The 24,520-nt window shown below is 58.6% G+C and carries 25 protein-coding genes and 1 pseudogene; 12 read left to right on the top strand and 14 right to left on the bottom strand.

What is annotated here, in order from left to right; all coding sequences use genetic code 11:
• The coding region (locus B3527_RS16850) for a hypothetical protein (protein ID WP_290480430.1) at positions 1 to 185 on the top strand (185 nt) is incomplete at its 5' end.
• Positions 186 to 677: 492 nt separating this feature from the next.
• On the opposite strand, the gene B3527_RS16845 is transcribed toward B3527_RS16850, so the two are convergent.
• Positions 678 to 1,292: a glutathione S-transferase family protein gene (locus tag B3527_RS16845; RefSeq protein ID WP_290480431.1), complete on the bottom strand. Its 615-nt coding sequence runs from the start codon at positions 1,290 to 1,292 to the stop codon at positions 678 to 680.
• Positions 1,293 to 1,342: 50 nt separating this feature from the next.
• Here B3527_RS16845 and B3527_RS16840 point away from each other — a divergent pair, with 50 nt between their 5' ends.
• Positions 1,343 to 2,956: a cisplatin damage response ATP-dependent DNA ligase gene (locus B3527_RS16840; protein WP_290480432.1), complete on the top strand. Its 1,614-nt coding sequence runs from the start codon at positions 1,343 to 1,345 to the stop codon at positions 2,954 to 2,956.
• A 57-nt stretch (positions 2,957 to 3,013) separates the two neighbouring features.
• On the opposite strand, the pseudogene B3527_RS16835 reads toward B3527_RS16840, so the two are convergent.
• A pseudogene (locus B3527_RS16835) lies at positions 3,014 to 3,319 on the bottom strand (HU family DNA-binding protein); the annotation flags it as partial.
• 275 nt (positions 3,320 to 3,594) lie between these two features.
• Between B3527_RS16835 and B3527_RS16830 the strand changes: the two are divergent.
• The 4 genes from B3527_RS16830 (at position 3,595) to B3527_RS16815 (ending at position 6,818) form a co-directional block, all read left to right on the top strand.
• Positions 3,595 to 4,353: a hypothetical protein gene (locus tag B3527_RS16830; RefSeq protein WP_290480434.1), complete on the top strand. Its 759-nt coding sequence runs from the start codon at positions 3,595 to 3,597 to the stop codon at positions 4,351 to 4,353.
• A 66-nt stretch (positions 4,354 to 4,419) separates the two neighbouring features.
• Positions 4,420 to 5,562, top strand: coding sequence for a mechanosensitive ion channel family protein (locus B3527_RS16825; RefSeq protein ID WP_206992217.1), 1,143 nt, complete (start codon positions 4,420 to 4,422; stop codon positions 5,560 to 5,562).
• A gap of 29 nt (positions 5,563 to 5,591) precedes the next feature.
• Positions 5,592 to 6,428, top strand: coding sequence for a mechanosensitive ion channel family protein (locus tag B3527_RS16820; protein ID WP_290480435.1), 837 nt, complete (start codon positions 5,592 to 5,594; stop codon positions 6,426 to 6,428).
• A gap of 18 nt (positions 6,429 to 6,446) precedes the next feature.
• A complete protein-coding gene (locus B3527_RS16815) occupies positions 6,447 to 6,818 on the top strand; it encodes a DUF6460 domain-containing protein (protein WP_206992215.1) in 372 nt (123 codons plus the stop codon).
• Here the strand turns inward: B3527_RS16815 and B3527_RS16810 are convergent.
• Complete coding sequence (locus tag B3527_RS16810; RefSeq protein ID WP_206992214.1) at positions 6,796 to 7,233, bottom strand: DUF2147 domain-containing protein; 438 nt, start codon at positions 7,231 to 7,233, stop codon at positions 6,796 to 6,798. The genes B3527_RS16815 and B3527_RS16810 overlap by 23 nt on opposite strands.
• Before the next feature lie 61 nt (positions 7,234 to 7,294).
• On the opposite strand from B3527_RS16810, the gene B3527_RS16805 reads away from it, so the two are divergent.
• Both B3527_RS16805 and B3527_RS16800 read left to right on the top strand, forming a co-directional pair.
• The gene (locus B3527_RS16805; protein ID WP_290480436.1) at positions 7,295 to 8,197 is read left to right on the top strand and encodes an SDR family oxidoreductase; all 903 of its coding nucleotides are present in this window, start codon (positions 7,295 to 7,297) and stop codon (positions 8,195 to 8,197) included.
• A gap of 76 nt (positions 8,198 to 8,273) precedes the next feature.
• Complete coding sequence (locus tag B3527_RS16800) at positions 8,274 to 9,011, top strand: hypothetical protein (protein WP_290480437.1); 738 nt, start codon at positions 8,274 to 8,276, stop codon at positions 9,009 to 9,011.
• Here B3527_RS16800 and B3527_RS16795 read toward each other — a convergent pair.
• From B3527_RS16795 to B3527_RS16755, 9 genes are all read right to left on the bottom strand, one after another.
• Positions 9,008 to 9,781 (bottom strand): TlpA disulfide reductase family protein, encoded by a 774-nt coding sequence (locus tag B3527_RS16795; RefSeq protein ID WP_290481719.1) that lies wholly within the window; start codon positions 9,779 to 9,781, stop codon positions 9,008 to 9,010. The genes B3527_RS16800 and B3527_RS16795 overlap by 4 nt on opposite strands.
• A gap of 69 nt (positions 9,782 to 9,850) precedes the next feature.
• Entirely contained in the window at positions 9,851 to 10,984 is a 1,134-nt protein-coding gene (locus tag B3527_RS16790) for a zinc-binding dehydrogenase (RefSeq protein WP_290480439.1), read from the bottom strand.
• Between the two features lie 27 nt (positions 10,985 to 11,011).
• Entirely contained in the window at positions 11,012 to 11,986 is a 975-nt protein-coding gene (locus tag B3527_RS16785; protein ID WP_290480440.1) for an NADPH:quinone oxidoreductase family protein, read from the bottom strand.
• Complete coding sequence (locus B3527_RS16780) at positions 11,983 to 13,017, bottom strand: alpha/beta hydrolase (RefSeq protein WP_290480441.1); 1,035 nt, start codon at positions 13,015 to 13,017, stop codon at positions 11,983 to 11,985. Before B3527_RS16780 ends, B3527_RS16785 begins: the two co-directional genes overlap by 4 nt.
• A 74-nt stretch (positions 13,018 to 13,091) precedes the next feature.
• A complete protein-coding gene (locus B3527_RS16775; RefSeq protein ID WP_206992208.1) occupies positions 13,092 to 13,718 on the bottom strand; it encodes a TetR/AcrR family transcriptional regulator in 627 nt (208 codons plus the stop codon).
• A 60-nt stretch (positions 13,719 to 13,778) separates the two neighbouring features.
• Positions 13,779 to 14,468 carry a DUF6498-containing protein gene (locus B3527_RS16770; protein ID WP_290480442.1) on the bottom strand — a complete coding sequence of 230 codons (690 nt, stop codon included), beginning with the start codon at positions 14,466 to 14,468 and terminating at the stop codon, positions 13,779 to 13,781.
• On the bottom strand, positions 14,465 to 15,064 hold the full coding sequence (locus tag B3527_RS16765) for a hypothetical protein (RefSeq protein ID WP_290480443.1): 600 nt from the start codon (positions 15,062 to 15,064) through the stop codon (positions 14,465 to 14,467). Before B3527_RS16765 ends, B3527_RS16770 begins: the two co-directional genes overlap by 4 nt.
• Before the next feature lie 16 nt (positions 15,065 to 15,080).
• Complete coding sequence (locus B3527_RS16760) at positions 15,081 to 15,770, bottom strand: M23 family metallopeptidase (protein ID WP_290480444.1); 690 nt, start codon at positions 15,768 to 15,770, stop codon at positions 15,081 to 15,083.
• A gap of 32 nt (positions 15,771 to 15,802) precedes the next feature.
• Positions 15,803 to 17,134, bottom strand: a complete 1,332-nt coding sequence (locus tag B3527_RS16755) for a flavin-containing monooxygenase (protein WP_290480445.1) — start codon at positions 17,132 to 17,134, stop codon at positions 15,803 to 15,805.
• Positions 17,135 to 17,224: 90 nt separating this feature from the next.
• On the opposite strand from B3527_RS16755, the gene B3527_RS16750 reads away from it, so the two are divergent.
• The 4 genes from B3527_RS16750 (at position 17,225) to B3527_RS16735 (ending at position 20,467) form a co-directional block, all read left to right on the top strand.
• Complete coding sequence (locus tag B3527_RS16750) at positions 17,225 to 17,704, top strand: PaaI family thioesterase (protein ID WP_290480446.1); 480 nt, start codon at positions 17,225 to 17,227, stop codon at positions 17,702 to 17,704.
• 11 nt (positions 17,705 to 17,715) lie between these two features.
• Positions 17,716 to 18,144, top strand: coding sequence for a PaaI family thioesterase (locus tag B3527_RS16745; RefSeq protein WP_206992203.1), 429 nt, complete (start codon positions 17,716 to 17,718; stop codon positions 18,142 to 18,144).
• A 26-nt stretch (positions 18,145 to 18,170) separates the two neighbouring features.
• On the top strand, positions 18,171 to 18,620 hold the full coding sequence (locus tag B3527_RS16740; RefSeq protein ID WP_290480692.1) for a DUF6265 family protein: 450 nt from the start codon (positions 18,171 to 18,173) through the stop codon (positions 18,618 to 18,620).
• A gap of 83 nt (positions 18,621 to 18,703) precedes the next feature.
• Positions 18,704 to 20,467, top strand: a complete 1,764-nt coding sequence (locus B3527_RS16735) for a hypothetical protein (RefSeq protein WP_290488394.1) — start codon at positions 18,704 to 18,706, stop codon at positions 20,465 to 20,467.
• A 7-nt stretch (positions 20,468 to 20,474) separates the two neighbouring features.
• Here the strand turns inward: B3527_RS16735 and B3527_RS16730 are convergent, their stop codons facing one another.
• On the bottom strand, positions 20,475 to 21,344 hold the full coding sequence (locus B3527_RS16730; RefSeq protein WP_290480451.1) for a DUF3298 and DUF4163 domain-containing protein: 870 nt from the start codon (positions 21,342 to 21,344) through the stop codon (positions 20,475 to 20,477).
• A gap of 11 nt (positions 21,345 to 21,355) precedes the next feature.
• Positions 21,356 to 24,490, bottom strand: a complete 3,135-nt coding sequence (gene putA / locus B3527_RS16725; RefSeq protein ID WP_290480452.1) for a bifunctional proline dehydrogenase/L-glutamate gamma-semialdehyde dehydrogenase PutA — start codon at positions 24,488 to 24,490, stop codon at positions 21,356 to 21,358.
• Positions 24,491 to 24,520: the final 30 nt, after the last annotated feature.

Below are 24,520 nucleotides of genomic sequence, written 5' to 3'. Positions count from 1 at the left end.
CAGGAGATGGATACCTGCCTTCGCAGGTATCTTCGGAGCTGGGATTTTGCGCTCCCTATCCGTCTGAGAACTCCCTGCCCCATACTAAGCATCTGCCCTCACAGGAGCCGGATCAGGTACCGTTCTGGTTGTGGGGTCAGGGACAGGATGGTGCGGGTTGGGGCGACGGTCCGATGCGCGCCTAGGCAGGTCAGGCCAGGGTGAGCCGAGGAAGCTCGGTTGGGAATCCGCCTCGTCCGGTCGCACGGGAGAAATCCCCGGATGAGCCATGCGTGTGAAAGCACGGTGGAATCGTTCGCGCGGCGCCGGTAACGAAGACCCGGGACCATGGGCCCCCATGAGGGTGCTCGCCGAAACTCCTGTCCGGCGCGGCGGGCGGTAACGCTCCATTCCGTAGCCATTCCAAATCATCAGGCGGAGCGCCACGGCGCCCGCTGCGCCGACGGCTCTGTGAGGGGCCGACTACGAGATACCCGGATGGCGCGCGCCAGTCCGGCTTTGACTGCTGGCGGGAACACCGCAGACCCCCACCTGTCCTCCCCCTTGCAGGGGGAGGATCGCAGACAGCAGTCGCCTTGCTTGAGGGGCCGTTCTCCCCCTTGCAAAGGGGGAGCTAGAGGGGGATCGCGATTGCATGGCAATCGCCCCACTCCTCCGCAGGTAGGGGAGAATTGACCCTAGACCCCCACGTCCAGCATCGCCTTGTAGGCCGGGCGCGCCTGCACTTTTTCCAGCCAGGCCCTGGTCGCGGGCAAGGCCTCCAGCGCGCCCATGGCCGCAGCGGACTGGACCTGGAACGCCATCAGGCAATCGGCGGCGGTGAAGCTGTCGCCGGCGAAATAGGCATGTTTGGCCAGGTGCCCCTCGATCGTCTTCATCGCCTTGGCCTGTTCGGCCTCCATGGAGGCGGCCAGCGGCGTGTCCAGCAGGCCCGCATTCATCAGGTAGAAGCGGAACAGGCCCGGCAGGAAGATCGCGCCCTCGGCGGCATGGACCCATTCCAGGTAGCGCGGGAAATCAGCCGAATCCGCGCGCGGGTGTAGCGTGTGGTCCGGGTCGTGTTTCGCCAGCAAATATTCGGCAATCGCGCCGGTCTCGGCAATCACCGTGTCGCCATCTTCCAGCAGGGGCGACTTGCCCATCGGGTGGATCTTGAGCAGGTCCGGCGGGGCCAGCCGGGTTTCCGGGTCGCGGCTATGGTGGACAATCTCGTGCGGCACGCCGAGTTCGAGCAGCAGCCAGACAATGCGCTGCGAGCGCGAGGCGTTGAGGTGGTGCAGTTTCAGGCTCATGGAGGACTCCCCTAGATGGATTCTTGGCGCGACGGCTCTATCTTAGGCGCATGCAGGCCTTCGCAGAGCTTCTTGACCGACTAGTCCTAACGCCTTCGCGTAACGGCAAGCTACGCCTGATCGTATCCTATTTTCGCAGCGCGCCAGACCCCGACCGGGGCTATGCCCTCGGCGCGCTGACCGGCGATCTCGACCTGAAGAGCATCAAGCCCGCCGCGATCCGCGAACTGGTCACCGACCGGATGGACCCCGAACTGTTCCGCCTGTCCTATGACTATGTCGGCGACATGGCCGAAACCGTCAGCCTCGTCTGGCCGGGCGAGCGGCGCGCGAACCGCCCGCCGCCGCTGGCCGAGATTGTCGAAGCGCTGGACGGCGTGACACGGCCCGAGGCGCAGAGACTGGTCGCCAACTGGCTCGACGGGCTGGACCCGACCGGCCGCTGGGCGCTGCTCAAACTGATCACGGGCGGCCTGCGCATCGGCGTCTCCGCCCGGCTTGCCAAACTGGCGCTCGCGGATTTCGGCAGCGTGGACGTGACCGAGATCGAGGAGATCTGGCACGGCCTCGCCCCGCCCTATGAGAGCCTGTTCGCCTGGCTCGAAGGCAAGACCGGCCGCCCCGAGCCGGACATCAAGGCGCCCTTCCGGCCGGTCATGCTGGCGCACCCGCTGGTGCCGAAAGCCGAGCGCGATAATCCCGATGCGGTGGACCCGGCCCTGATCACAGCCGACGCCTTTGCCGCCGAATGGAAATATGACGGCATCCGTGTGCAGGCCAGCAGCGAAGGCGGCGTGCGGCGGATCTATACCCGCACGGGAGACGACATCTCCCATACTTTTCCGGATGTGCTGGCCGCGATGAGTTTTGAAGGCACGCTGGATGGCGAATTGCTGGTGCGCGCCGAGGACGGGGAGAGCGTGGCGCCGTTCAATGAGTTGCAGCAGAGACTGAACCGCAAGACCGTCTCGAAGAAACAGATGGATGCGCGCCCGGCCTTCATCCGTGCCTATGATTTGCTGCAGGATGGAGATGAGGATGTCCGCCAGCTGAGCTTTCGGGAACGCCGGGAACGCCTGGAAGATTTCATCGCGAAAACGGCCAGCCCACGCTTTGACCTGTCGCCGCTCGTGCCCGTTACCGACCTGACGGCGCTGGACGCGCACCGCATGGAGCCCCCTGCCCCGGAGATCGAAGGCCTGATGCTGAAACGCTGGGACAGCCCCTATGTGCCCGGCCGCGTCAAGGGGCATTGGTATAAATGGAAGCGAGACCCCTGGCTCGTCGATGCGGTCTTGCTGTATGCGCAACGCGGCCACGGCCGCCGCTCCAGTTTCTATTCCGATTTCACCTTCGCCGTCTGGCGCGATGAAGACGGCGAGGATCGGCTGACGCCCGTTGGCAAGGCCTATTTCGGCTTTACCGACGAGGAGCTGAAACAGCTCGACAAATTCGTCCGTGACAACACGGTCGAACGTTTCGGACCTGTGCGCTCCGTGACGCCATCACTTGTTCTGGAAGTGGCCTTTGAAGGCCTGCAGCGCTCGGCCCGTCACAAATCCGGCATCGCCATGCGCTTTCCGCGTATCAACCGCATCCGGTGGGACAAGCCCGCAAACGAGGCGGACCGTTTGGAGACTCTAGAGGCAATGCTGCAAGAATGAAAAAAGGCCGGATGACATGCACCCGGCCCTTTCGAAACATATTGAAACCGAAAGTCCTTAAACGGACTCTTTCAGTTCCTTGGAGACGCGGAAAGCAACTTTCTTCGACGCCTTGATCTTGATGGATTCACCCGTTGCCGGGTTGCGGCCCATGCGTGCCGGGCGCTTGCGCACTTCCAGCGTGCCGAGACCGTTCAGACGGAAACGTTCGCCTTTCTTCAGGCGCTTGGTGATCCGATCAGCCAGGTCGGAGAAGATTTCTTCCGACTGCTTCTTGGTCAGACCATGAGCCTCAGCCATTTCTGCCGACAGCTGGCGCATCGTCACCGTGGTTGGTGTCTTTGCAGCCGTCGCCTTTGGGGCCGCTTTCGGCGCAGCTGCCTTGCGGGCAACTGGCTTCTTCGCAGCGGCCGTCTTGGCAGCAGGCTTCTTGGTGGCCGTCTTGGCCGTGGTGGTCGCCTTCTTGGCGGCCGGTTTTGCAGGGGCCTTCTTGGCCGCAGGTGTCCTTGCCATAAGCAAATTCCTCTTGTGAGTCTCCGCAGAGATCGGGGCGTATAACGTGAAAACGCCAGCCTGCATCCCACTTTTTTCACACGCCGCGGATTTGCCCCATTTGAAATTCAGCTCATATGGAAAACATGAAAACATATTTGCCCCTGGTCGTGATTCTTCTCGGCGTGCTTCAGCCCCTGTCCGGCGCGCTCGCGCCTGCACTGGGCATTGGCACACCGATTGGAAACGCCACTCGTGACATGACGCTTCCGGAACAGCCCTTGCCGACGTTCTTTTCAATCTGGAGCGTGATTTTCTTAGCCTATTTTCTGTTTGGCATTTCCTACTGGCGTGCCCGCGAGCCCTGGATGGAGCGAATTGCGGTACCCCTTGCCTGGGCTGGTGCGTTCAACATCGTCTGGATGATCAGTGCGCAGTTGATCGCGTCTCAACCCCTGGATTTCCTGCTCCTTTTTCCAATCGCCATTGCCGTATGGACGGCAGCATTTCGCATGGACCGTTTGCGTGAAACTGGCTGGAGTCCCAAGAAAGCTCTCGCAGATCTTACCGCCGCCATGCTGTCTGGCTGGATTACCGTCGCCATCGCGATCTCTGTTCCCTTGACCCTGCGCAGCTTCTCGAGCCTCGGGGCGACTGATTTTCCGTGGCAAATGCTCTGGATCACGCTGGTGACCGCCAGCATTTCGGCGTGGATGTTCGCCCGCTATGTTAGCCGCAGTTGGTGGTATTTCATTGCCCTGGGCTGGGGCATGATCGGGATCGTCCTGAACAATTGGTATGTGACGGAGATGAACTGGCTCGCCATTATCAGCGCAGGGGTGCTTACCCTCATTCTCTGCTTGCGCCTCTTTCGGGGTGCCGACGGATCAGTCATACCCGCCTGAGCAAACTGGACAAGCGGCGCAAACTGACGCTCTTTTGCCCATAGAAACAACGAGCCCGGCCACTTTATGGATTTCACCACAATCGCCCTGCCCGATATCGACACCACAGACTGGCCTGTCTGGCTGGCAAGTTCTTGGCCATTCATGGAGAAGTGGGGCGCCGTTGTCCTCGCCTGTATCCTGATCTGGTTTCTTTCGGGCATGGTCAAACGCATCATTACCGCCTTTGGGAAGCGCGTGACCGCCAAGGACAAATCATTCGAGGGATCGAGTTGGGATATTGCCAGTTCAGTCTCTCGCGTTTTCGCTTTGATTTTCATGTCTCCCCTGCCCCTTGGGCTCGCGGGCTATGACTGGGAAGCGATCATAGACAAGCGCGGACCAGGCGCCTTCGCTGCGGTCGCGATCCTGATCATTGCGGTGACCTTTGCGAACTGGGTTGCCCGATCAATGCGGAAAATGGGCAATCAGGCTCATATGCGTCACGGGGCCGATGATACGCTGTTTGCCTTCTCCGCTTCGCTCCTGAAATATCTGATCTTCGCCGTTGCGATCGTATTGGCACTGACCCAACTCGGCTTCCCGACGGCATCGTTGGCGGCGCTGCTGGGCGGCGCAGCGTTGGCCATTGGCCTCGCGCTTCAGGACACGCTGAAGGCGGTTGCGGCCGGAGTCATGTTGGCCATTTTCAGGCCGTTCCGAATTGGTGATTTCGTCACCCTGGCAGGCATGGACGGCGAAATCACAGACATCACGCCCTTCCGCACGACGTTCAAACAAATCGACAACAAGATCGTCTCGGTCACCAATGACAAGGTCTGGGGCGATCCGCTGGTCAATCACACACGCCAGACACGTCGTCGCTTCGATCTCTACTTTGACATTTCCTATGACGACAATATGGATCATGCGCTCAAAACCCTGCTGGACACGACCAATGAGCATCCGCGTATTCTGGCCAAGGATGAAACCTGGGTCGGCGTGCATACGCTTGCTGACTGGAGCGTTCGGCTGCGCCTGCGCGCTTTTGTGGCGACGCCCGAATTCGTTCAGGTCCGCGCCGACATCACAAAGGCCGTCAAGGAAGCCTTTGATCGTGAAGGGATCACCATCCCCTTCCCGCATCAGGTCAACATGGCTTACCGGCCACCTGCTGAGTCGAGACCGGAACACGCGTCACAATCAGACATTACAGAGACTGAAGACTAGCCTGCCCTGACAGTAAAAAGGAGACCTCCATGCCCGAAGAGCTGACTGCAGCCGCGCTCTGGAGCGAATACAGCCCCTTCATCATTTCATTCGGCGTGAAAGTACTTGGCGCTTTGCTGGTCCTGATTATCGGTCTGCGCATCGCCGGCTGGTTGGCGGGCCTCGTTCGTAGCGCAGCGCTGAAGCGCGAAGGTATTGACGATACGCTCGGCAATTTCTTTGCCTCTCTTGTCCGGTGGGCCATCACGGCTGCTGTGCTGATTGCCGTGCTGCAGGTCTTCGGGGTTCAGGCCACCAGCTTCGTCGCCGTACTCGGCGCGCTGACCCTTGCCATTGGCCTGTCCATGCAGGGCGCCCTCGGCAATATCGCGTCAGGCGTCATGATCATGTTGTTTCGCCCCTACAAGCTCGGCGACTATATCGAGGCTGCTGGCGTTGCCGGCACCGTAAAAGACATCAATCTGTTCCAGACTGTCCTGGCCACAGTCGACAATGTGAAAGTTCTCGTGCCAAACAGTCAGGCCATTGATGGCGTCATCGAGAACTATTCCGGATACGACACCCGCCGCGCCGATGTGACCTTTGGCATCGACTATGATGACGACATGGACAAGGCCATCGCCGTCATCAAACAGGTGATTGAAGCAGATGACCGTATCTTCCGGGATCCGGAACCCTTCGTGAAGGTTGTTAATCTTGGAGACAGTTCGGTCGACATTGCCACACGCAGCTGGGTGCAAGCGGCCGATGTCTGGGACGTCAAATTCCACCTCATGAAGGCAGTCAAGGAAGCCTTTGACCGGGAAGGCATCTCGATACCCTATCCGCACCAGGTTGAAATCCAGAAGCAGGCGGCCAACGACTAACAGGCCCCACCATATACTATGTCGACAGATCCCAACTCAGAACTACCGGAAGTGACAGTTGAGCCGGTGCCGGAGCCTCTGCCGCCCCGCGCACCGGTCAAAGCGCCTCCACGCTCCTTGCTCGCGCGATTGTTCGGCATCTCGGTCTGGGGATCGCTGAAGCTGCTCGGCCTTTGCATTCTGGTCGGCTTCTTCGTGCTGGCGTCCCAGTTCAATCCGTCCAATCCGGACGTCGACATGGGCGCGGCCATCGCAAATGTTGCAAGCACGACCATGGCGGCGCTTGGCTGGGCAGTGCGCAATTTCTGGAAACCAGCCCTGGCGGGTGCGGCGGTGGTGATCCCTATATGGGTCCTGTGGCGACTCGTCAGTCTGCCATTCCGGAAGTAGATTCAACCGGCGCCCAATGCTGCGTCTGGCAGATCGGGCCGATGCAGCCCTTCACTTCCAGTACACCATCGGCCAGCAATTTGATCTTGGACCCGTAGGTCTTGCCTTCCTTCGGATTGTATATCGTGCCGCCTGTCCAGCCTTTGGCTTTTTGCTTGAACCCTTCAAGCATAGTCAGGCCAAGGATTTTTGCGCCCTTGGCATCGGTCGCCGTTTCGGGGGTCGCGTCGCCAGACACACTCGCCGGATCGATCCAGACGATGACGCCGCAAGGCGTTCCGTCCCCGCAATCGGAAATCCGGATGTGGGAATTTTCTTCCTGCGTCACAAAAGTGCCGAAAACGTCGAGCGGCCCCGCCCGGGCTGTACCCGCAGCAAATGCCGCGACGGCAACGATAGCCAATGCACGATTCATGGGTGCCTCCCCGCTCAACCGACTTATACTCATATCAGAAAAACAAACCGGGAGGAATTCAATGGATATGACAAAACTAATGTTTCGCGACGGCCTGATGGCCGGGGAACGCATTCTGGTAACAGGCGGCGGCACGGGACTCGGCAAGGAAATGGCCGAAGGTTTCCTGAAGCTTGGCGCGGAAGTGCATATCTGCGGACGGCGTGGACAGGTCTGCGAAGACACCGCAGGTGAACTGATGGACAAGCATGGCGGCAAGGTCGTGCCACATGCCTGCGACATCCGCGTGGCGGAAGCCATCACCGACATGAATGATCATATCTGGGCCAAGCACGGCGCGCTGACCGGCCTGATCAACAACGCGGCTGGCAACTTTATCAGCCGGACCGAAGACCTCTCGATCCGCGGCTTTGATGCCATTTCCAACATTGTGTTTCGCGGCACATTCTACATGACGCATGACATCGGCAAACGCTGGATCAAGGAAGGCCGCAAGGGAAGCGTCTGCTCGATCCTGACGACTTGGGTCTGGAATGGTGGGCCATTCGTGGTGCCGTCGGCCATGTCAAAGGCAGCCGTCAACACGATGACGCAGAGCCTCGCCGTGGAATGGGGGCGCTACGGCCTCCGTTTCAACGCCATTGCGCCGGGCCCCTTCCCGACGGAAGGTATGTCGAAGCGGCTGGCTCCGGATGCCGAAGGCGCCAAGCGCATGGATTCCGGCGCCGCCAATCCGATGGGCCGCGTTGGCGAGATGCATGAACTGGTGAACTTGGCCGTGTTCCTGATGGCGTCTGGCGCGGAATATGTGAATGGACAAACCATCGCGATCGACGGAGCGATGTACAATGCATCCGGTGGAAACTTCGCTCAACTGACGGCGTGGGGCGACGCCGAATGGCAAGCCGCCCGAGACGCGATTGAAGCCACCAATGCACAAGACAAGGCCAAGCGCACCGTTTGACGCCTTTCAGGCTGGACAGTCGCGCACGCAACACTAGGCTTCGGGCACGCAATCGCCGCCCGGAGCCTCACGCCTCATGACGACCCGATCTAAAGAACATGCCCTCGGCATTACCGCATTGGGGGAACGCCTGTCCGGAGTTTCGGGTCGCCATGAGGGCGTCGTCATTGGCCTGACTGGCTCGGTTGCCTCGGGCAAGACGACTCTGGCCAACCAGGTTGCTGCAGTCCTGGCCGAGGCACATGCGGTGGAAACCGTGTCGACGGACGGGTTTCTCTATCCGAACACAATCCTGGAAGAACGCGGCCTGACACTCCGCAAGGGCTTTCCAGAAACTTACAATGCCGAGGCATTGGGTGACGCAATCGCCGCCCTCTCAACCGGCACAGCCGACTTTCCCGGCTATAGCCATGTCACCTACGACGTCGACCCGGGCATGACGCGAACCATTGCACAGCCCGATATACTGATCCTCGAAGGCCTTGGCTTCCAGCCATTGTCGCCGCCTCCGCGTCCTGCGCGGGAGCCGGACTATCTTGTGTATCTCGATGCATCAGAAGACGACTTGCTGACTTGGTATACGGAACGCTTCCATCGCCTCTGGCGCGCGGCAGAGACTGACCCGAGTTCTTTTTATGCAAACTTTCTTCACATGACGGAACCTGAACTTCTCGAGTTTGCAAAATCCGTCTGGGACCGCATCAATCTGCCCAATTTGCGCGACCATATCGCGCCGCTGAAGCAAACAGCCGACATTGTCGTCCTGAAAGATTCCGATCATGCCATACGCATCACGCATGACAGGATCGGCTAGTCTGCCCTGACTATAATCTCCAGGAACTCCAAAGTTTCCGGTGCTGTCCAAGCTTCGGTTGCTTTCGTATCTCCGCCCTGAAACATGGCGTAGGGAATTCCGCCCGGCGCGAACACAATATTTGTAGGCAAACTAAGCTTCGATTTCGATTGGCCGCTCGCAGCCAGAAGTGACTCCAGACCCTCACCCTCTGCAATCAGCGGCTCAAGATGATCGACATTGCGGTCACTGAAGAGGGCGCGGATAGAGTCCCTTGAATCTGTCTGAGTCGGGTCAGTATTCACAGCAATCAGCGTGACGCCCCTCTTAGCATATAAAGGCGCTGCCTCTCCCATTTCCGGTAACTCATGTACACAGGGCGCGCACCAACTCGCCCAATAGTTCAGGATGACCCACCCATTTTTGGCAGCGTCCAGTGCTGCGCCCACGTCTCCGCTGACGTCTTCCGGCCAATGAACCTCGTCGTCGGGCAGGTAGAGCTGCCCAAGTGGAACCGATGTCATCCCTTCTGGTAGAACAAGACTTTCCTGGCTCGACTGCTCAGCCTCCAGACGAGCCAAAGCTTCCTTCATGAGCTCGTAATTCTTGATCTCGGATAGCAAATAGTCTGGATCGCGATGCTTCTGCCGGAGTTCGTCAGGCAAGGAGGACAGATCGAATGAATTGCCGTCAGTCTCAGATGACGAGACAAAGTATGGCCCGGCATATAAACCCGTTCCAAATCCTACTGTCAGTGCGAACGCAACAGTTACCCAGACTCTTTGACCCATGCGACCCCCTTTGGTAATACTATTACAAACTACCAAAAGGGGATGAGTCACACAACCATTGGGATATTATCAGTTCGGCGTGATCAGGTATTTCTCGCCAGTCGCCTTGGCGTCATAGGCTTTCAGCGTTTCAAGGTTAAGCGCCTCAGCGAGCGAGATGCGCTTGGTGTAATGGCTGGCGAACGTGGTCGTCAGCTCATCCATCACACGCTTGTACATGCGGGCGCGGACTTCCTTGCCGGCCTTCTGAAGGAAGGGCGTCAGCAGATATCCGCTAAGGTTCCACGCAAACCCCACGCCCGGAGGCACTTGGGTCGGTGACATGTCGAGCCGGCCATAGATAAAGACCTGCGTCTGCTGGCCGGAGCCATAACGCGAGTATTCCTTCATCTTGCGGCTGGCGGCCGCCTCCATTGCAATGAGCAATTGCCCGGCGAGTGGACCGCCGCCAATCGCATCAAAGCCGAGCGTCGCACCGGTTTCCATCAGCGCCGCGATCAAGTCTTCCATAAAGGTTGGCGACGTGGAATTGACGATATGTTTGGCGCCGATATCACGCAGGATTTCGGCCTGCTCTTCCTTGCGGACGATGTTCACCAGCGGCACGCCATCCTTGATACAGATCTTGTTCAGCATCTGGCCGAGATTGGATGCAGCGGCCGTATGCACGAGGGATTCATGACCCATTTCGCGCATGGTCTCGACGAAAGACAGTGCCGTAAGCGGATTCACATAGCAGGAGGCGCCCTGCTCTGCCGTAGCACCTTCCGGCAGCTCCATGACCTGGGCGGCATTCAGCATGCGGTATTCGGAGTAGAATTCACCACCAAGGCCCGTAACGCGCTTGCCGAGCAAGGCTTGCGCCGCTTCGGACTCGCCTGCGGCGACAACCGTACCGGCACCTTCATTTCCAACACCAAGTGACTGACCGATCCGGGCCTTCATCGCACGCAGACCAGCTTCGGGTACTTTTGCCGTGATGACTGGGCGATCCGCCGTGCCACTCTGTACCGCCGTGCGGATATCTCCTGCACCAATCAGCAGGCCGAGATCGGATGGATTGATCGGGGTCGCCTCGACCTTGATGATCACATCGCCGGGTCCGGGCGTTGGTAGGTCTACCTCAACCAGGGACAGTTCAAGTTCGCCTTCCGGCTTGATCAGCGAGCGTAGTTGCAGGCCTTTTTCAGGGAGTGTCGACATATCTTCGTTTCCTCTTTTATTTTCTATTCAGGGCTTGATGACCACTTTGCCCACAACCTCGCGATCAGTGAGCAAGCGGTAGGCTTCCCGCCAGTTTTCCAATGGAAGCTCGGCATGGATACGCGGCCGGGTCTTGCCCTCTGCTGCCCATTTCCAAATTGCTTCCATATTCTCCTTGCCGCGCTCCGGAAAGCGACGGCCATACTCCCCGGCCCGTACGCCGACCACGGAGAACCCCTTTATCAGGGGCATGTTCGCTTTGACTTCCGGGATGCGCCCGGACGTGAACCCGACCACGAGCAAACGTCCATCAAATGCGATACAGCGAACGCTCTCGTCAAACACATCGCCGCCAACCGGGTCGAAGATGACATCTGCTCCGCGTCCGCCTGTGAGCGTTTTCACCTTGTCGCGAAAGCCTTGCGCCACGTTGATGGCATAGTCTGCTCCATGCGCGATGACCTTGTCCAATTTGGCGTCTGATGCAGACGTCGCAATCACGGTTGCGCCGAGCAGCTTTCCGACATCGACGGCCGCCATACCCACGCCGCCGCTTGCGCCGTGCACGAGCAATGTCTCACCGGGCTGCAAATTGGCCCGCCGCACGAGCGCGACATAGGCGGTCAGATAGGCTGCAGGATAGGCTGCCGCCTCCGCAAATCCCATATTGTCCGGCACAAGAGACAGGCTGGAGGCGGGCAGCAACGCAAATTCTGCGAAGGCTCCAGTCTTGTTGCCGCCGACCACCCGGTCACCCGGTGAAAACGCGGAGACGCCCTCTCCAACGGCTTCGACGATTCCGGCGCATTCCATGCCCTGGGTGAAGGGCAACTCCGGTTTCATCTGGTACCGGCCCTGACTCATCAGCAGGTCTGGGAAGTTCACGCTGGCTGCCTTTACACGCACCAGCACTTCCCCTTTCCCGACCACGGGCACTGGAACATCCTGAACCGACAGTCCAGAAAAATCGTCCGTCACCGTATTACAGACGAGGGCCTTCATAATTTTGAGACGAGGTCTTTCACCATGTTGGCGATTTCCAGACATGCCTTGCGAGAGCCCGGCGAGAAACCGGAAAAGGCCGTGAAGGCATGAGGTAGCGTATCATAGCGCTTGTGAGTGACCTTCACGCCCGCACTTTTGAGGCGCTTGGCATAGTCATCGCCCTCATCGCACAATGGATCATGCCCCGCAGTAATGATGATCGCTGGGGGCAACCCTTCCAGCTCGGCGGTCTGCCCCGGCGACAGGAGCGGATCGGACATGTCGAAATCGTCCGGCAGGTATTGCTCCATGAACCAGTTCATCGTGTCTGTGCTGAGAGAGAAGGTTTCTCCGAACTCGGTGCGCGACGGGAATTCCTCGACCATGTCCACGGCCGGATAGATCAGCAATTGATAGACGGGCAGTGGCTTGTGTTCGCGTTGCATCTCCTGAGAGATGATGGCCGAGAAATTGCCACCCATACTGTCCCCGCCCACGGCCGCCATGCCTTCGGGCGCACCATACTTGCCAGCATTGCGCACGCCCCATTCGTACGCGGCGATACAGTCATCGATACCAGCCGGAAACTTGTGCTGTGGGGCCAACCGATAGTCGACCGACAGGACCGGGCCTTTGGTGACGGAAGCAAGGATCGAGCACCATGCATTGCAGGTTTCAAGGTCGCCAACCACGCCGCCGCCCATATGATAATAGACCAGCAATGGCACAGAGGAATCCTGGCCGGATGGCTTGTACAGGCGCACCGGAATTTCGTTACGGTCGGGCCCGGGAATGGTAAAATTCTCCGTCGTCACGCTAGGCTCCAGCGGAGCTTCCAACATGGCGAGCTGCTCTTTCACAGCCGCCTGCACGACTTCCGGTTCCAGGGTCGACATCGGCGGTGCGTTGCGGCCATTCCATGCAACCAGTTGCAATTGCGGCTCGAGGACGCGGCCCCGCACTTCGACCCGCTTGCCGCCGGCCATGCGCACCAGCAGGCCGTCCGGCAGTTTGAAGATGAATTTGGTGATTATCTGCTGCAGGCTCATGGTCGCCTCCCGTCCTGTCTTGTTGACAAGAAGTTTAGCCTTGCAAGCGCGTCCGCGCCAAGAGGCGTTTCTCCTTACTTCGCGGCAATCTCTCGCACGCCCGCCAGCAGCAAGGCCGTCGCGAATTCCGTCGCACCGTCAACATCTACCGGGCGGCGCAGCAACATGTGCTCACCCATTTCACGGGCAATTCCGATGGCCGCCGCCGTCAGATAGGCTGTGTCGATCTTGGGGCCGCCCTCGCCGGACAGGACATGTTCCAGATCGGCGCGGATTTCTTCTGCCACGGCCAGCATTTCGGGCGTATCGACCCGCACCCCGATCAGGGCCAGATGCGGCGCGCCATTGCGGATCGGTTCTTCATTCTCGGTCGCGATGAAACCGAAATAGGCCCGATAGGCATCATGGACATAGGTTTCAAAGTCCGTGGCATAGGCGCGAACATCCTGCAGGCGTGAACGGAAGCGATGCGTGGAATCTTCGGCAATCGCTTCGAACACCTCTTCTTTCGACTTGAAGTAGTTGTAGAAGGTGCCGGCGGCGAGTTCGGTTTCCCGGATAATGTCGCGTACCGTCGTGGCCTCGAAGCCGATCCGCGCAAACACGCGGCGCCCCGCCTGCAGGATGGCCCGTCGGTTGGCAGCCTTGGATCTGGCCCGCTTTCCGGTTGAACCGGCCAGTGTCTTTACGATGGAGCTCATACACGCCTTTCCTGAGGGAAGCCCCACATCATGACCAAGGCGTCATCACCCGTCAACTTTTTACGCTGTTGACGGGAATTCTTTCATAAGCGCATGGCTAGCCCTGTCCAGTTTGCGTTGGCGCATGGCCGACACGATCACGCCGAACACGACGCGCAGGAAGATCAAGAAGACGACCCCCAGAAGCGGCTCGTTCGTCGCAATCGCGAATACGGCCCCAAGGATGATGGCCACGTGCAGGGTCACAATCCGACCATAGGGTGCGAACATTTCAACAATCGGCTGGGTTTCCCGGAACTCGCCTTTCATAAGAAAGTCTGTGAAGTAGATCACCAGATTGATCGCAATGATCGCAGCAACAAACCAGACCATCCCCTGCCCCGAACTCAACGCCCAATAGACCAATCCCGGCATACCGGAGCCGCCAGTGGTAGATCCGCTCGTCGCGAGTGCCTGGATGAAAACGCCGTGACCAAAACAGAACATGCCATAATGGAGTGTAAAGAATGGCACGATGAAGAGCACGGTAAACAGGTTCACGATGTTCCCGGCGAGCGTTGCAACCATGCGCAATACGGTAAACATGCCAATGACAAGGTTTTCCAGCCAGTAGAGCGCCACAAGCGGCGTTGCGCCCCAGCCGAAAACGAGCACCGCAAGGATCGGCAACAAGTCCACCAAGAGAACAGCCACCGCGATCGGATCGCGATAGGTTCGCGCAATCAGGTCAGGATCAAGGAAAGACTTCACTCGATCTCCAGATTGGGCACCAAATTCGGCATGGGGTCACTGGTTGGCTCGTAGCGAAAGGTGTGACCGGGTACCCAGCCATCACGAGTCTCGAATTCTGATTCCGACACCAGTGCGCCGTCTTCAGTCATGCGACCGGTCGAGCGCACGCCAATAATATCGCTCAGGCCGGTCACCTCTTCATACGCGGTCCAGCTGTTATCTTCATTGAGCGTGAAGCTGCCCGATGTCCGGAAGCCGGCACTGGTAATGTAGACATAGTCGAGCTTCTCCGACTTCTGGTTCTGCTGGACGTAAGTCAAACCGCCATAAGAGCCATCCGCCAGCACGTGTCGATTGACCAGAACCGAACCGCCCAGATCCCAGTTCCATTCGGAATAATCAGCCGGCTGGCCGCGCTCTGCGTCTGCCTGACTTGGTTCGCCGTACCAGCGCGTGCCCACCAAATCTGCCAGCATACCGAAATCCGCCGCGAAAGCGCTTTCCTCACTGATAGGTACGCTGGTCGAAACCGACTCTCCGTCTGGCATGGGCCCTGTCGTACATGCCCCAAGCATGAACGTCGACACGATGCCCGCGATCCAAAACCCCCTCATATCGTCCTCCCAGTCCCTAATAGGCCTGAGCATACTCATAAGGTGGAAATGAAAAAGGGTCACGCGGCATGAGGCCTTTGGAACCGCGCGGGTTCCTGTAGTCGCCTGTCAGGATTTCGAAGTGGATATGAATGGCGGTCGCATTGCCGCTGGCCCCCATGAAGCCAACGGGCTGGCCGAAGCCAATTGTTGCGCCCTTGGTAACGCCCGGCTGGATATAGGCGAGGTGAGCGTAACGCGTGTAAACACCCTTGCCATGATCGATCAGCACCATGTTGCCATACCCTGTCGAGACACGGGACTCGATGATTTTGCCCGGTGCACTGGCGTAAATCGTCCCCGCCGGGCGAGACTGCAGGTCGATACCATCGTGTCGCCTGCCAAAGCGCTGGCCAAAGCCTGACGTGAGACAGACATCATTTGCCGGCGCGGCGGCAAGCGGTATGCCGTTCACCACCACGATCGGCTTGTAGTTCACGACCCAGCCATCCTTGTCCACGATCGGCGAATTGGAGACCCGGATCCCGTAACAAGCTCGCAAATAGGCGTTCGGAGCGAAGGGTCCCTGCTCTGCCACAGTGCCCACGGGCGCCGCACCGAGAGACGCGTCAGGGGTTTCTGCCGGCGGATAGTGTATCTTCACCGGCGCTGGCGACGCACAAGCAGCCAGCAATAAGGCGGCAGACAGGAAAGGCAATCGGGTCATGGGCCCTCTTTATACCCCCCGACCGGTTAACATCAGGCAACCACGCGCCCGCGCTTCGCCCCCTGTTCAATCTCTTTCTTCAGGTCTTTGCAATAAAGATTGAAATCGACCTGCATCCGATGACGCGGACTGTCATAGAAATGGCCAAGATGCTGCTGTTCATCTTCTTTTGTAATCCGCTCCATCTCCTGGATTGACGGAAACGCATATTCGCCGTTCAGCGCTGCGCCGACCAGTTTGGATTGTTGCTCGGCGAAGTTCACGAGCGTGGGCAATGGCTGCGCCAGGCCGAGGAAAAAGATGGTCTCACGTCCCGGTTTCACCATACGCTTGTAAAGCGGGAACACGTTTTCCTTTGGGGTCAGATCGTCCTGCTTCAGGAACGGGAACGTCACATTGTAGCCTGTCGCCCAGACAATCGCATCGATCTTCTCCCGTGTCCCATCTGTGAAGACCACACCGTCTCCATCAAGACGTTCGATACCCGGCTTGGGGCATATGTCCCCACATCCGACACGCGTCAGGAATTCACCGGATACGGAGGGATGCCCATCGAGCGGCTCATGGTCCGGCTTTGGCAGTCCATAATCCTCCATCATGCCGATAGTTTTCTTGATCTTCTTGCGCGCCAACGCACGCCCAATCCCCGATGGCAACCAGCCTGGCAACACGGCCTTGTCGGCCGGCTGTCCATCCATGTATTTCGGCAAGACCCAGACACCTCGACGCATGGATATAAACAGGCGCTCGGTCAGGGGACGCTGGGAAAGCTCCGACGAGATATCCATGGCCGAATTCCCGCCGCCAACAATCATGGCGCGCTTGCCCCGGAAGTCATATGGCTCGAACGGATCCGTATAATTGTGCGAATGTACCTGATAACCATCGAACGACCCCGGATATTCCGGCATGCGCGGATCCCAGTGATGTCCGTTCGCCACGATAACGGCGTCATATTCGCGGCTTTCACCGGTTGATAGCGTCACTTTCCATCGATTGCCGGGCAAGTCCGCGACATCGGTCACCGCCGTGTTGAACGTGATTGTTTCGCGCAACCCAAAATGATCGACATAGTCGTGGAAGTATTGAAGCAGTTGGGAATGGTGGGGGAAATCCGGCCAATCCTCAGGAACCGGATAATCCTCAAAGGCAAGGCGCCACTTCGACGTATCGATATGGAGAGACTGATAGCAAGACGAAGCGCCGTTCGGGTTTTTGTAATACCAATTGCCGCCGATATTGTCCGACATCTCGAAACAATCATACGGGATGTCATAATCCTTCAGACGCTTGGCCATCGTGAAGCCGGAGCACCCTGCCCCAATGATACAAACCTTGGGCTTCGTCACGCCATCAAATGCCATCTCATCTTCCTCCACATGAGCTCTTTGTTTTGCTCTATCGCCAATGATGTTATCCGGGCAGAACGACTCGTCAAACGAATGAGGACCATTATGAGCGATGACGCCGCGTCATCTCCCGCGCCTTGGGAGGTCATGAACGAAAACATAGACATGATCAGTGGCGGTATCCCGTGGGGACGCCGCATGGCGTTCCGGTTTACCCGTATTGAGAAAGGTCATGTCTGGGGCCTGCAGCCCTGGAAAGAACGCCTGGTGGGTGATCCGGACACCGGCGTGATTCATGGCGGCGTCCTGACCGCATTTCTTGACAATTTGTGCGGTACGGCCGCCAGCTCTGCCCTGCCCAAACCGCGTTTCGTGGCGACACTGGACTTGCGTCTCGACTATATGCGCCCGGCTGACAAGGGACGCGACATTATTGGCGAAGCCGAATGCTATCACGTGACACGAAACATCTGCTTCACCCGTGCTTGGGCCTATCATGAGAACCGCGACAAGGTGATTGCCACCGCCGCAGGTGCATTCGCCATCAACAAACCGCGCTCGGTTGACAGCATGAGGACGATGTAGTGGCGAATGACATGGATACGACTGAACAGACCCGCGCTGATGAAGTCCGCGCCTTCATTGCTCGCACCCCCCTCGCCCAGGAAATGGGCTTGAGATGCGAAGTCATGGGCGACGAAATGACCATGATCATGCCGTATCAGGAAAAGCTGATTGGCAATTTCATGATCAAGGCTATTCACGGCGGCGCCATCGCCGCCTTTCTGGAACTGACTTCCCAAGCGCAGGTCTTCCTTGTAACCGAGCATCTTGAGCGTCCGCCGCGGCCTATCAATCTGACGATCGACTATCTCCGCCAGGGTCACGCCAAAGACCTCTACGCCCGCGCAGAAATCACCAAGATGGGACGGCGCATGTGTTCGGTCCGCGCAGAGGCGTGGCAGGATGAACGCGCCAAGCCGGTTACGACTCTGATGGCGCATTTCATGGTATCAGGAGACTAGAGCCCCGGCTGAATGCAGGTGATCACATGAAACGAAGCTTGCTTGGACTTCTTGCGCTGGCTGGCTGCACATCAGCCGATCCAGTCGAACCAGGTCCGCCCGCGCACCCTTTAGCGTGGATTACAGGCTGTTGGATCAGCGAAAGCGGAACATCAAAGGAAGTCTGGTCAATGCCGGAAGCGGGCTACGTTTTCGGCTATGCGGTGACACTGGGTGATGGCAGCGTGAGCTTTTTTGAGCAGATGCGCATCAAACCCGGCCCGCTCTACGTGCTCAATGTCTATCCGGCGGGCGTTGGCCCGTCGAAATTCGTGGAAAGCCTGCAGGGGGACCAGTCGGTTACCTTCATCAACAGCGCACACGACTATCCGCAGCTAATTCACTACCAACGCGAGGGCGACACTCTGAAAGCGCATATTGCGCTGGAAGACGGGTCCAACCGGCGAGACTTTTCCTATCAGGCCTGCAGCGACTGACACCGGCCCTCAGCGCCTGTTTGGGCTTTTCTTCATGTTTTCAGCCTAGTGTGCACCCCTGGACGATGGGGAGTCAGCACGCGGTGCAACCTGAAAATACATCGCTACGCTCTCGGCTCTCGTCACTGCTGCCGATAGGGACTTTTCTGCTCATTGCCATAGGTCTGCTGGCTGGCGACGCCGTTAATGGCAGCACGGTTCAGGATATTGACGACATCGCCCGGCGGCTGCAAATCGCCGACCTGCTGCGCGATGGTGAGTGGCATGATTTGAAGTGGCCCTTTCTGGCCATGCCGGAGCCGTACGTCTCACCTTGGTCGCGTCTGGTTGATCTACCCTATGTGCTGGTCACTTGGCTATTCCAGCCCGCTCTTGGACAGGATGCGGCGTTCGAGATAGCTCGTTTTGTCGTTCCACTGCTCTGGCTCATCGCATATGCGTGGCTGGCCGTGCGGCTGATCCGGGAGATCCTTGGGGAGCAGCCAAGCCTGCCGCAGATTGGCGCTGCGGCGGTCGCCTCCCTGTTTGCCGTAATCGAGTTCATGCCAAACCGGGTCGACCATCACAATGTGCAGATCGTCCTGCTGCTTGCGCTCTGCCTCGGGATCGTGTCGAAACATCGGTTTGCAGGCATTCTCGTCGGCGTCGCAAGCGTCCTCTCCATCGCTGTCGGCCTCGAGTGCGCGCCCTACATTACGCTCGCCCTTGCAGGAGTAGCTATCCACGCGGCCCTCGCACCAAATTCAACCATGGTGGCGAGGTTGAGCCTCACTGGATGGTCATTGTTGGCATTCACCCTGCCCGCCGGGCTGCTCCTGACCGGCGGGGCAATTTTCCAGACGCAGTGCGATGCCCTGTCAGCCCCTTGGGCCAGCGCCTTGATAGCGGCTGGAGTCATAGCTGCGGGCGCGCCTATCATCTGGAAACGTCTTGGCCTGCACAGCCCGACCGCGCGACTAGGAGTGCTCGTGGCAGGTGCGCTTGTTGTTCTGGGCGTTCTGTGGACGGCGTTTCCCGAATGCCATGCAGGCCCCTACACCATGATCAATGAGACTGCCCATACTTACTGGATCTCGAATGTCATCCAGGAAAAGGGACCTGCAGGTGCCTTCGCACGTGGCGAGAACCTACTCGTGCTCATCTTCATGGTTCTACTGGCGCTCACACTCGGCGCATGGATGAACCCCAAGACTTACCGGTCTCCCGTTCTGATCCTACTGCTGATAGCTACGCTGGGCACACTGCTCACAGCCTGGCAAATGCGAAACTTCAAATTTCCCGCCGCGCTCCTGCCCCTCTTCCTCCCCCTGTTCATCGAGAGGGTAAGGGAGAATGGGGGCGCACGAAGAGCCATCGCGGTCTTGTTGCCGCCCGCGCTCTTGCTGGCCAGCTTCGCCCTGCTCATCAAACCAACAGGCCGGGCGCTCACCTTGATCGATTACATGGAGGGCGATGCATGCCGGGATGCCGATCTCTCCAGCCTGGAGACGTTACCGGCCTCTAGGATCATGGCACCGCTCGGCCTGTCTCTCACGCTGGCGGAATACATCTCCGACACAGGCTCCCCACACAAGATTGCCGCGATGCCGTTTCACAGAGCCTCCCCAGGCATCGAACGCGTCTTCCAGACCTTTGCGTTGACAAACCCGGAGCTGCGCAAGCAAGCGCTTGCACCTTATAGCTATGTAGCGATTTGCACCCTGCCTGAGACGAGCGCTGATCCGAGCGCGGCCCTTCTCTATGCGACCCTGAGTTCCAGCAAGGGCTGGCCGGGTCTTGTAGAAGTCTCACCAATAACCGGGTCACGTCTGAGACTTCTCGAGATTGATCACGATACGGTCGAATAATCTCGCGCTACTCGCCCAATCGTTCAACGGCGGCAGGTTCTCCATCGAACAAAGATACATATTGCTGCTTCACGGACTCACGGAACACGGATTGAGGAATTGTGACATGGTACGCGCCTTCGGCATATGAGCCAATGTCATAGGGGGCAAAGTGGACTGCATACCCGCCGAACCTGCCGGGCAGAGTCGATGGCACGAAGTTCACTTCCCCCGCGAGAACCATGTCAGCGCTAACCAGCTCCATCGCCTCGCTCCTGAAACGCTCAAGGTCTGATACATTTCCGCTCTTCTTGACTTTTTGCCGGGCTATTTCCGTCCATACTTCATTCATGTGCGTCTGAATGGCAGCCTGCGGTTCACGAAGAAAACTGCTGAGCCGCATCGGTTCGCCAGTCGCTCCGTTATAGAGCCGTCCAGCGGTGAAGTAATTTCCATGTGCGCCGCCAGTGAACGTATAATGGAAGCCTTCGAGGCTCACAACATTTCCACTCTCAGCTACGATATCCCAATTGATCCGTAGGCCATAGGCTCGGAAGTAATCCGGGTCTGCCGCTTTGTAGGCTTGGGCGTCTTCCGACATCGCCTCGATCCGGATTTGTGCATTCTCTACCAGATCCATGCCAATGGCTGGCGCCTTGGAGAATACGGCCTCATCAATTGTGACCTCAGCCTTGAGAAACTCATCATCGACGATGATCTCGCGGGGAAGTTCGTCTACCGAAGCAATGGTCGCAACATCAATCGCGGTGTCTTCTTCACCTGCCTCGTCAACCTCACCTGACGTTTCACTCACGTCCGACAAGTCCCGAACCTGTTTCTGACACCCAGCCGCCAGCAAAAGCGCCCCCGTCAACGCAATCAAGGCAAGTCTCTTCATGCAAAACTCCGTTATAGGCTGAGCAACTCAGCGTCCCCGCCCTGTGCCGTAATGTTCACCGTCAGGGTGCGCTCAGTTGCGAAACGATGCAAGTAGTGCGGGCCACCGGCCTTCGGGCCGGTGCCAGACAAGCCATCTCCCCCAAAGGGCTGTACACCCACAACAGCCCCCGTCATTGACCGGTTCACGTACGTATTGCCAACAGGATAGGCGTCGCGCACCTCCTGCTGAAAGCTTTCGAGCCGCGAATGAACGCCCAGTGTCAGTCCGTATCCCTTGCCTCTCATCATTGCGCCAACTTCAGCAATGTCATCCGGATCGTACCGCAGTACATGAAGGATCGGGCCGAACTTCTCCTCAGTTATCTGGTCGATGGAACTCAGCTCAATCAGCGCGGGACCAAACCCATAGCCCGTTTCGCCGATCCGGCCGGGCGACAATTGGTGCAACACCGTAGCCTCGTCCTTCATCATCTGGACATAGGCCTGAAGGGAAACGCGGGACTCTGCATCGATCACGGGACCCAAATCGGTGTTTGGCTGACCGGGGTCACCGATGTTGAGCTCGTCCATCGCACCGATCAAGCCTTCGATCAGATGGTCTGCAGTCTCGTTCGGCAGGAACACGATCCGAAGCGCGGAACAACGCTGGCCCGCTGACCCAAAGGCGGAGTCAATAACATCATCTATGACTTGCTCTCTCAGCGCCGTTGTATCGACGAACATGCTGTTCAAACCGCCTGTTTCGGCGATCAGCGGTGTAATCGGACCGTCGCGGTCCGCCAGTGTCTTGTTGATGATCCGGGCTGTCGTCGTCCCGCCGGTGAAGCATACGCCGGATACACGAAGGTCGCCGATCAGCTTGGCGCCAACCGATTCTCCCCCGCCCGGCAATAGATGCAAGGCGTCACCTGGCAACCCGACCTTCTGGAACAGTTTCACCGCCTCGAACGCAATCAGGGGCGTCTGTTCTGCCGGCTTTGCCACCACCGTGTTACCCGCAGCCAATGCCGCGGAAACTTGACCCGTGAAAATAGCCAGCGGGAAGTTCCATGGACTGATGCAACAAAATACACCGCGGCCGTGCAGGGAGATGTGATTGGTTTCGCCAGTCGGCCCGTGTAATTTCTGCAGTGTCGTGAATTCCGCTTCCGCCTGCATGGCGTAGTAGCGACAAAAATCGACTGCTTCCCGGACTTCCGCAATACCATCCGCCAACGTCTTGCCGGCTTCGCGAGCCATCAGCGCGATCAGCCGTTCGGCATTTTCCTCAAGCGCGTCGCCCATGGCACGCAGATGTTTCGCTCGCTCCGCGCCGCCGAGCTCATCCCAGCCGGGCTGAAACCGGGTCGCCGCCGTTAGTGCCCGGTCGATATCGTCATCCTGCGCTTCCCGGCAGCTGCCAAGAACGGTCTCGGTATCGAACGGCACGCGGATCATCTCTCCACCACCTGTGACCGCTTTGCCAGACACGATAGGTCCAGCCGCAATCGAAGGGCTGTCCCGGAAACTCTTGATCGCGGCGGCCATCTCATCGCGCACACTGCGCTGGCTGAGGTCGAGACCGGTGGAGTTGCGACGTTCAGCGCCATACAGCCGTGGCGGCGTCGGGATGCGCGGGTGACGTCGGGGACCGACCTCCACCTTGACGATGGGATCCGCCACAACCTGTTCAGGCGGCACGTCCGGATCAAGGAAGGAGTGTACAAAGCTTGTATTCGCGCCATTCTCCAGCAGGCGTCGCACCAGATATGGAAGCAAGTCTTTGTGCGCACCGACAGGTGCATAGACCCGTACGCGGCGGCCTAGACCGGCAGCCCCATAGAGCGCCTCTCCCATACCATGCAAGCGCTGGAACTCGAATGTCGAGTTCCCAATCTCATCGGCGAGCATCTCGATCGCGGCAACCGAGTGCGCATTGTGCGTGGCAAATTGCGGGTAGATGGCATCCTTGGCTTCCAGCATCTTGCGCGCGCAGGCCAGATAGTTGAAGTCGGTCCCGGCCTTTGTGGTGAAGACCGGGAAGTTCGGATAGCCCTCGACGTGGGCATGCTTGATTTCGCTGTCCCAGTATGCGCCCTTCACGAGCCGCACCATGAAACGATGGCCTGTCTGCTCGGCGAGGTCTTTCAGCCGGTCGATCACATCACCTGCGCGCTTCTGGTAAGCTTGAACAGCCAGCCCCAGCCCGTTCCAGTTCCTCAGCGAAGGTTCCCGCGCGAGCCGATCAAGAATCTGCAAGCTGAGCACCAGCCGGTCAGCTTCCTCCGCATCAAGACAGAGGTTGATATTGGCTTTCGCTGCGCGTTCACATAGCTCCAGCACGGACGGATACATTTCATCCATGATCCGCGCTCGGTTTACCGCTTCGTAGCGCGGGTGAAGCGCGGACATCTTCACCGACACGCCATTACCTTGTTCCGGCGCGGTGGATTTATCCTTTTCGGCGGCAACGCCATCAATCGCGTGCTGGTAAGCTTTCAGGTAACGCGCGGCATCTTCGGCGGTGCGGGCCCCTTCCCCGAGCATGTCGAAGCTGAAATGCGCTGCATCCCCTGCCTTGACCATTCTGCGTCCGCGCTTCTGGGCATCCTTCACGGTCCGTCCGAGAACAAACTGTTCACCCATGATGCGCATGGCCTGCATCATGGCAGCGCGGATGACCGGTTCACCGCTTTCGCGGATCAGGCCCTGAATAAACTTCGCGGGTCCTTTCTTCAGGCTTGCAGGCACACCAATCACTTGCCCGGTCAGCATCAACCCCCAGGTGGAGGCATTTACCAGCCAGGATTCGGACTGTCCTTGGTGCGCGCTCCAGTCGCCGGAGCGGATTTTCTCTGCAATCAACTCATCGCGCGTTTCGGCGTCGGGCACCCTCAGCAGCGCCTCGGCCAGACACATCAAGGCCAGACCTTCTGCATTCGACAGACCAAACTCCTCAAGGAAGCTTTCCATCATGCCCTTATCGCGGCCACGCGCACGGGCGGTCTCGACCAGTTCCAGCGCTCGACGCATGGTTGCCTGGCGCAAGTCATCGGATAGTGGTGTCTGTTTGAGCAGATCCTCCAGCAAGGCCTCCTCATCCGCAAACTTAATCTGGTCGAGTGCATGCCAGTCAATTTTTTCAAGCGCGAGCGTGTCAGCCATATGGGTACTGGTCCGGTAAGTGTGAGCCTG

The sequence above is a fragment of the Hyphomonas sp. UBA4505 genome (genome assembly GCF_002388685.1).
Lineage (GTDB): Bacteria > Pseudomonadota > Alphaproteobacteria > Caulobacterales > Hyphomonadaceae > Hyphomonas.
Note: the sequence above shows the minus strand (reverse complement) of the source record. Positions and strands in the feature narration are given on the sequence as shown.

Bases quoted from the DNA above. Each gene is read 5' to 3' on its own strand.
- B3527_RS16845 (WP_290480431.1), bottom strand. From the start codon at position 1,292: ATGAGCCTGAAACTGCACCACCTCAACGCCTCGCGCTCGCAGCGCATT.
- B3527_RS16840 (WP_290480432.1), top strand. From the start codon at position 1,343: ATGCAGGCCTTCGCAGAGCTTCTTGACCGACTAGTCCTAACGCCTTCG.
- B3527_RS16830 (WP_290480434.1), top strand. From the start codon at position 3,595: ATGAAAACATATTTGCCCCTGGTCGTGATTCTTCTCGGCGTGCTTCAG.
- B3527_RS16825 (WP_206992217.1), top strand. From the start codon at position 4,420: ATGGATTTCACCACAATCGCCCTGCCCGATATCGACACCACAGACTGG.
- B3527_RS16820 (WP_290480435.1), top strand. From the start codon at position 5,592: ATGCCCGAAGAGCTGACTGCAGCCGCGCTCTGGAGCGAATACAGCCCC.
- B3527_RS16815 (WP_206992215.1), top strand. From the start codon at position 6,447: ATGTCGACAGATCCCAACTCAGAACTACCGGAAGTGACAGTTGAGCCG.
- B3527_RS16810 (WP_206992214.1), bottom strand. From the start codon at position 7,233: ATGAATCGTGCATTGGCTATCGTTGCCGTCGCGGCATTTGCTGCGGGT.
- B3527_RS16805 (WP_290480436.1), top strand. From the start codon at position 7,295: ATGGATATGACAAAACTAATGTTTCGCGACGGCCTGATGGCCGGGGAA.
- B3527_RS16800 (WP_290480437.1), top strand. From the start codon at position 8,274: ATGACGACCCGATCTAAAGAACATGCCCTCGGCATTACCGCATTGGGG.
- B3527_RS16795 (WP_290481719.1), bottom strand. From the start codon at position 9,781: ATGGGTCAAAGAGTCTGGGTAACTGTTGCGTTCGCACTGACAGTAGGA.
- B3527_RS16790 (WP_290480439.1), bottom strand. From the start codon at position 10,984: ATGTCGACACTCCCTGAAAAAGGCCTGCAACTACGCTCGCTGATCAAG.
- B3527_RS16785 (WP_290480440.1), bottom strand. From the start codon at position 11,986: ATGAAGGCCCTCGTCTGTAATACGGTGACGGACGATTTTTCTGGACTG.
- B3527_RS16780 (WP_290480441.1), bottom strand. From the start codon at position 13,017: ATGAGCCTGCAGCAGATAATCACCAAATTCATCTTCAAACTGCCGGAC.
- B3527_RS16775 (WP_206992208.1), bottom strand. From the start codon at position 13,718: ATGAGCTCCATCGTAAAGACACTGGCCGGTTCAACCGGAAAGCGGGCC.
- B3527_RS16765 (WP_290480443.1), bottom strand. From the start codon at position 15,064: ATGAGGGGGTTTTGGATCGCGGGCATCGTGTCGACGTTCATGCTTGGG.
- B3527_RS16760 (WP_290480444.1), bottom strand. From the start codon at position 15,770: ATGACCCGATTGCCTTTCCTGTCTGCCGCCTTATTGCTGGCTGCTTGT.
- B3527_RS16755 (WP_290480445.1), bottom strand. From the start codon at position 17,134: ATGGCATTTGATGGCGTGACGAAGCCCAAGGTTTGTATCATTGGGGCA.
- B3527_RS16750 (WP_290480446.1), top strand. From the start codon at position 17,225: ATGAGCGATGACGCCGCGTCATCTCCCGCGCCTTGGGAGGTCATGAAC.
- B3527_RS16745 (WP_206992203.1), top strand. From the start codon at position 17,716: ATGGATACGACTGAACAGACCCGCGCTGATGAAGTCCGCGCCTTCATT.
- B3527_RS16740 (WP_290480692.1), top strand. From the start codon at position 18,171: ATGAAACGAAGCTTGCTTGGACTTCTTGCGCTGGCTGGCTGCACATCA.
- B3527_RS16730 (WP_290480451.1), bottom strand. From the start codon at position 21,344: ATGAAGAGACTTGCCTTGATTGCGTTGACGGGGGCGCTTTTGCTGGCG.
- putA (WP_290480452.1), bottom strand. From the start codon at position 24,490: ATGGCTGACACGCTCGCGCTTGAAAAAATTGACTGGCATGCACTCGAC.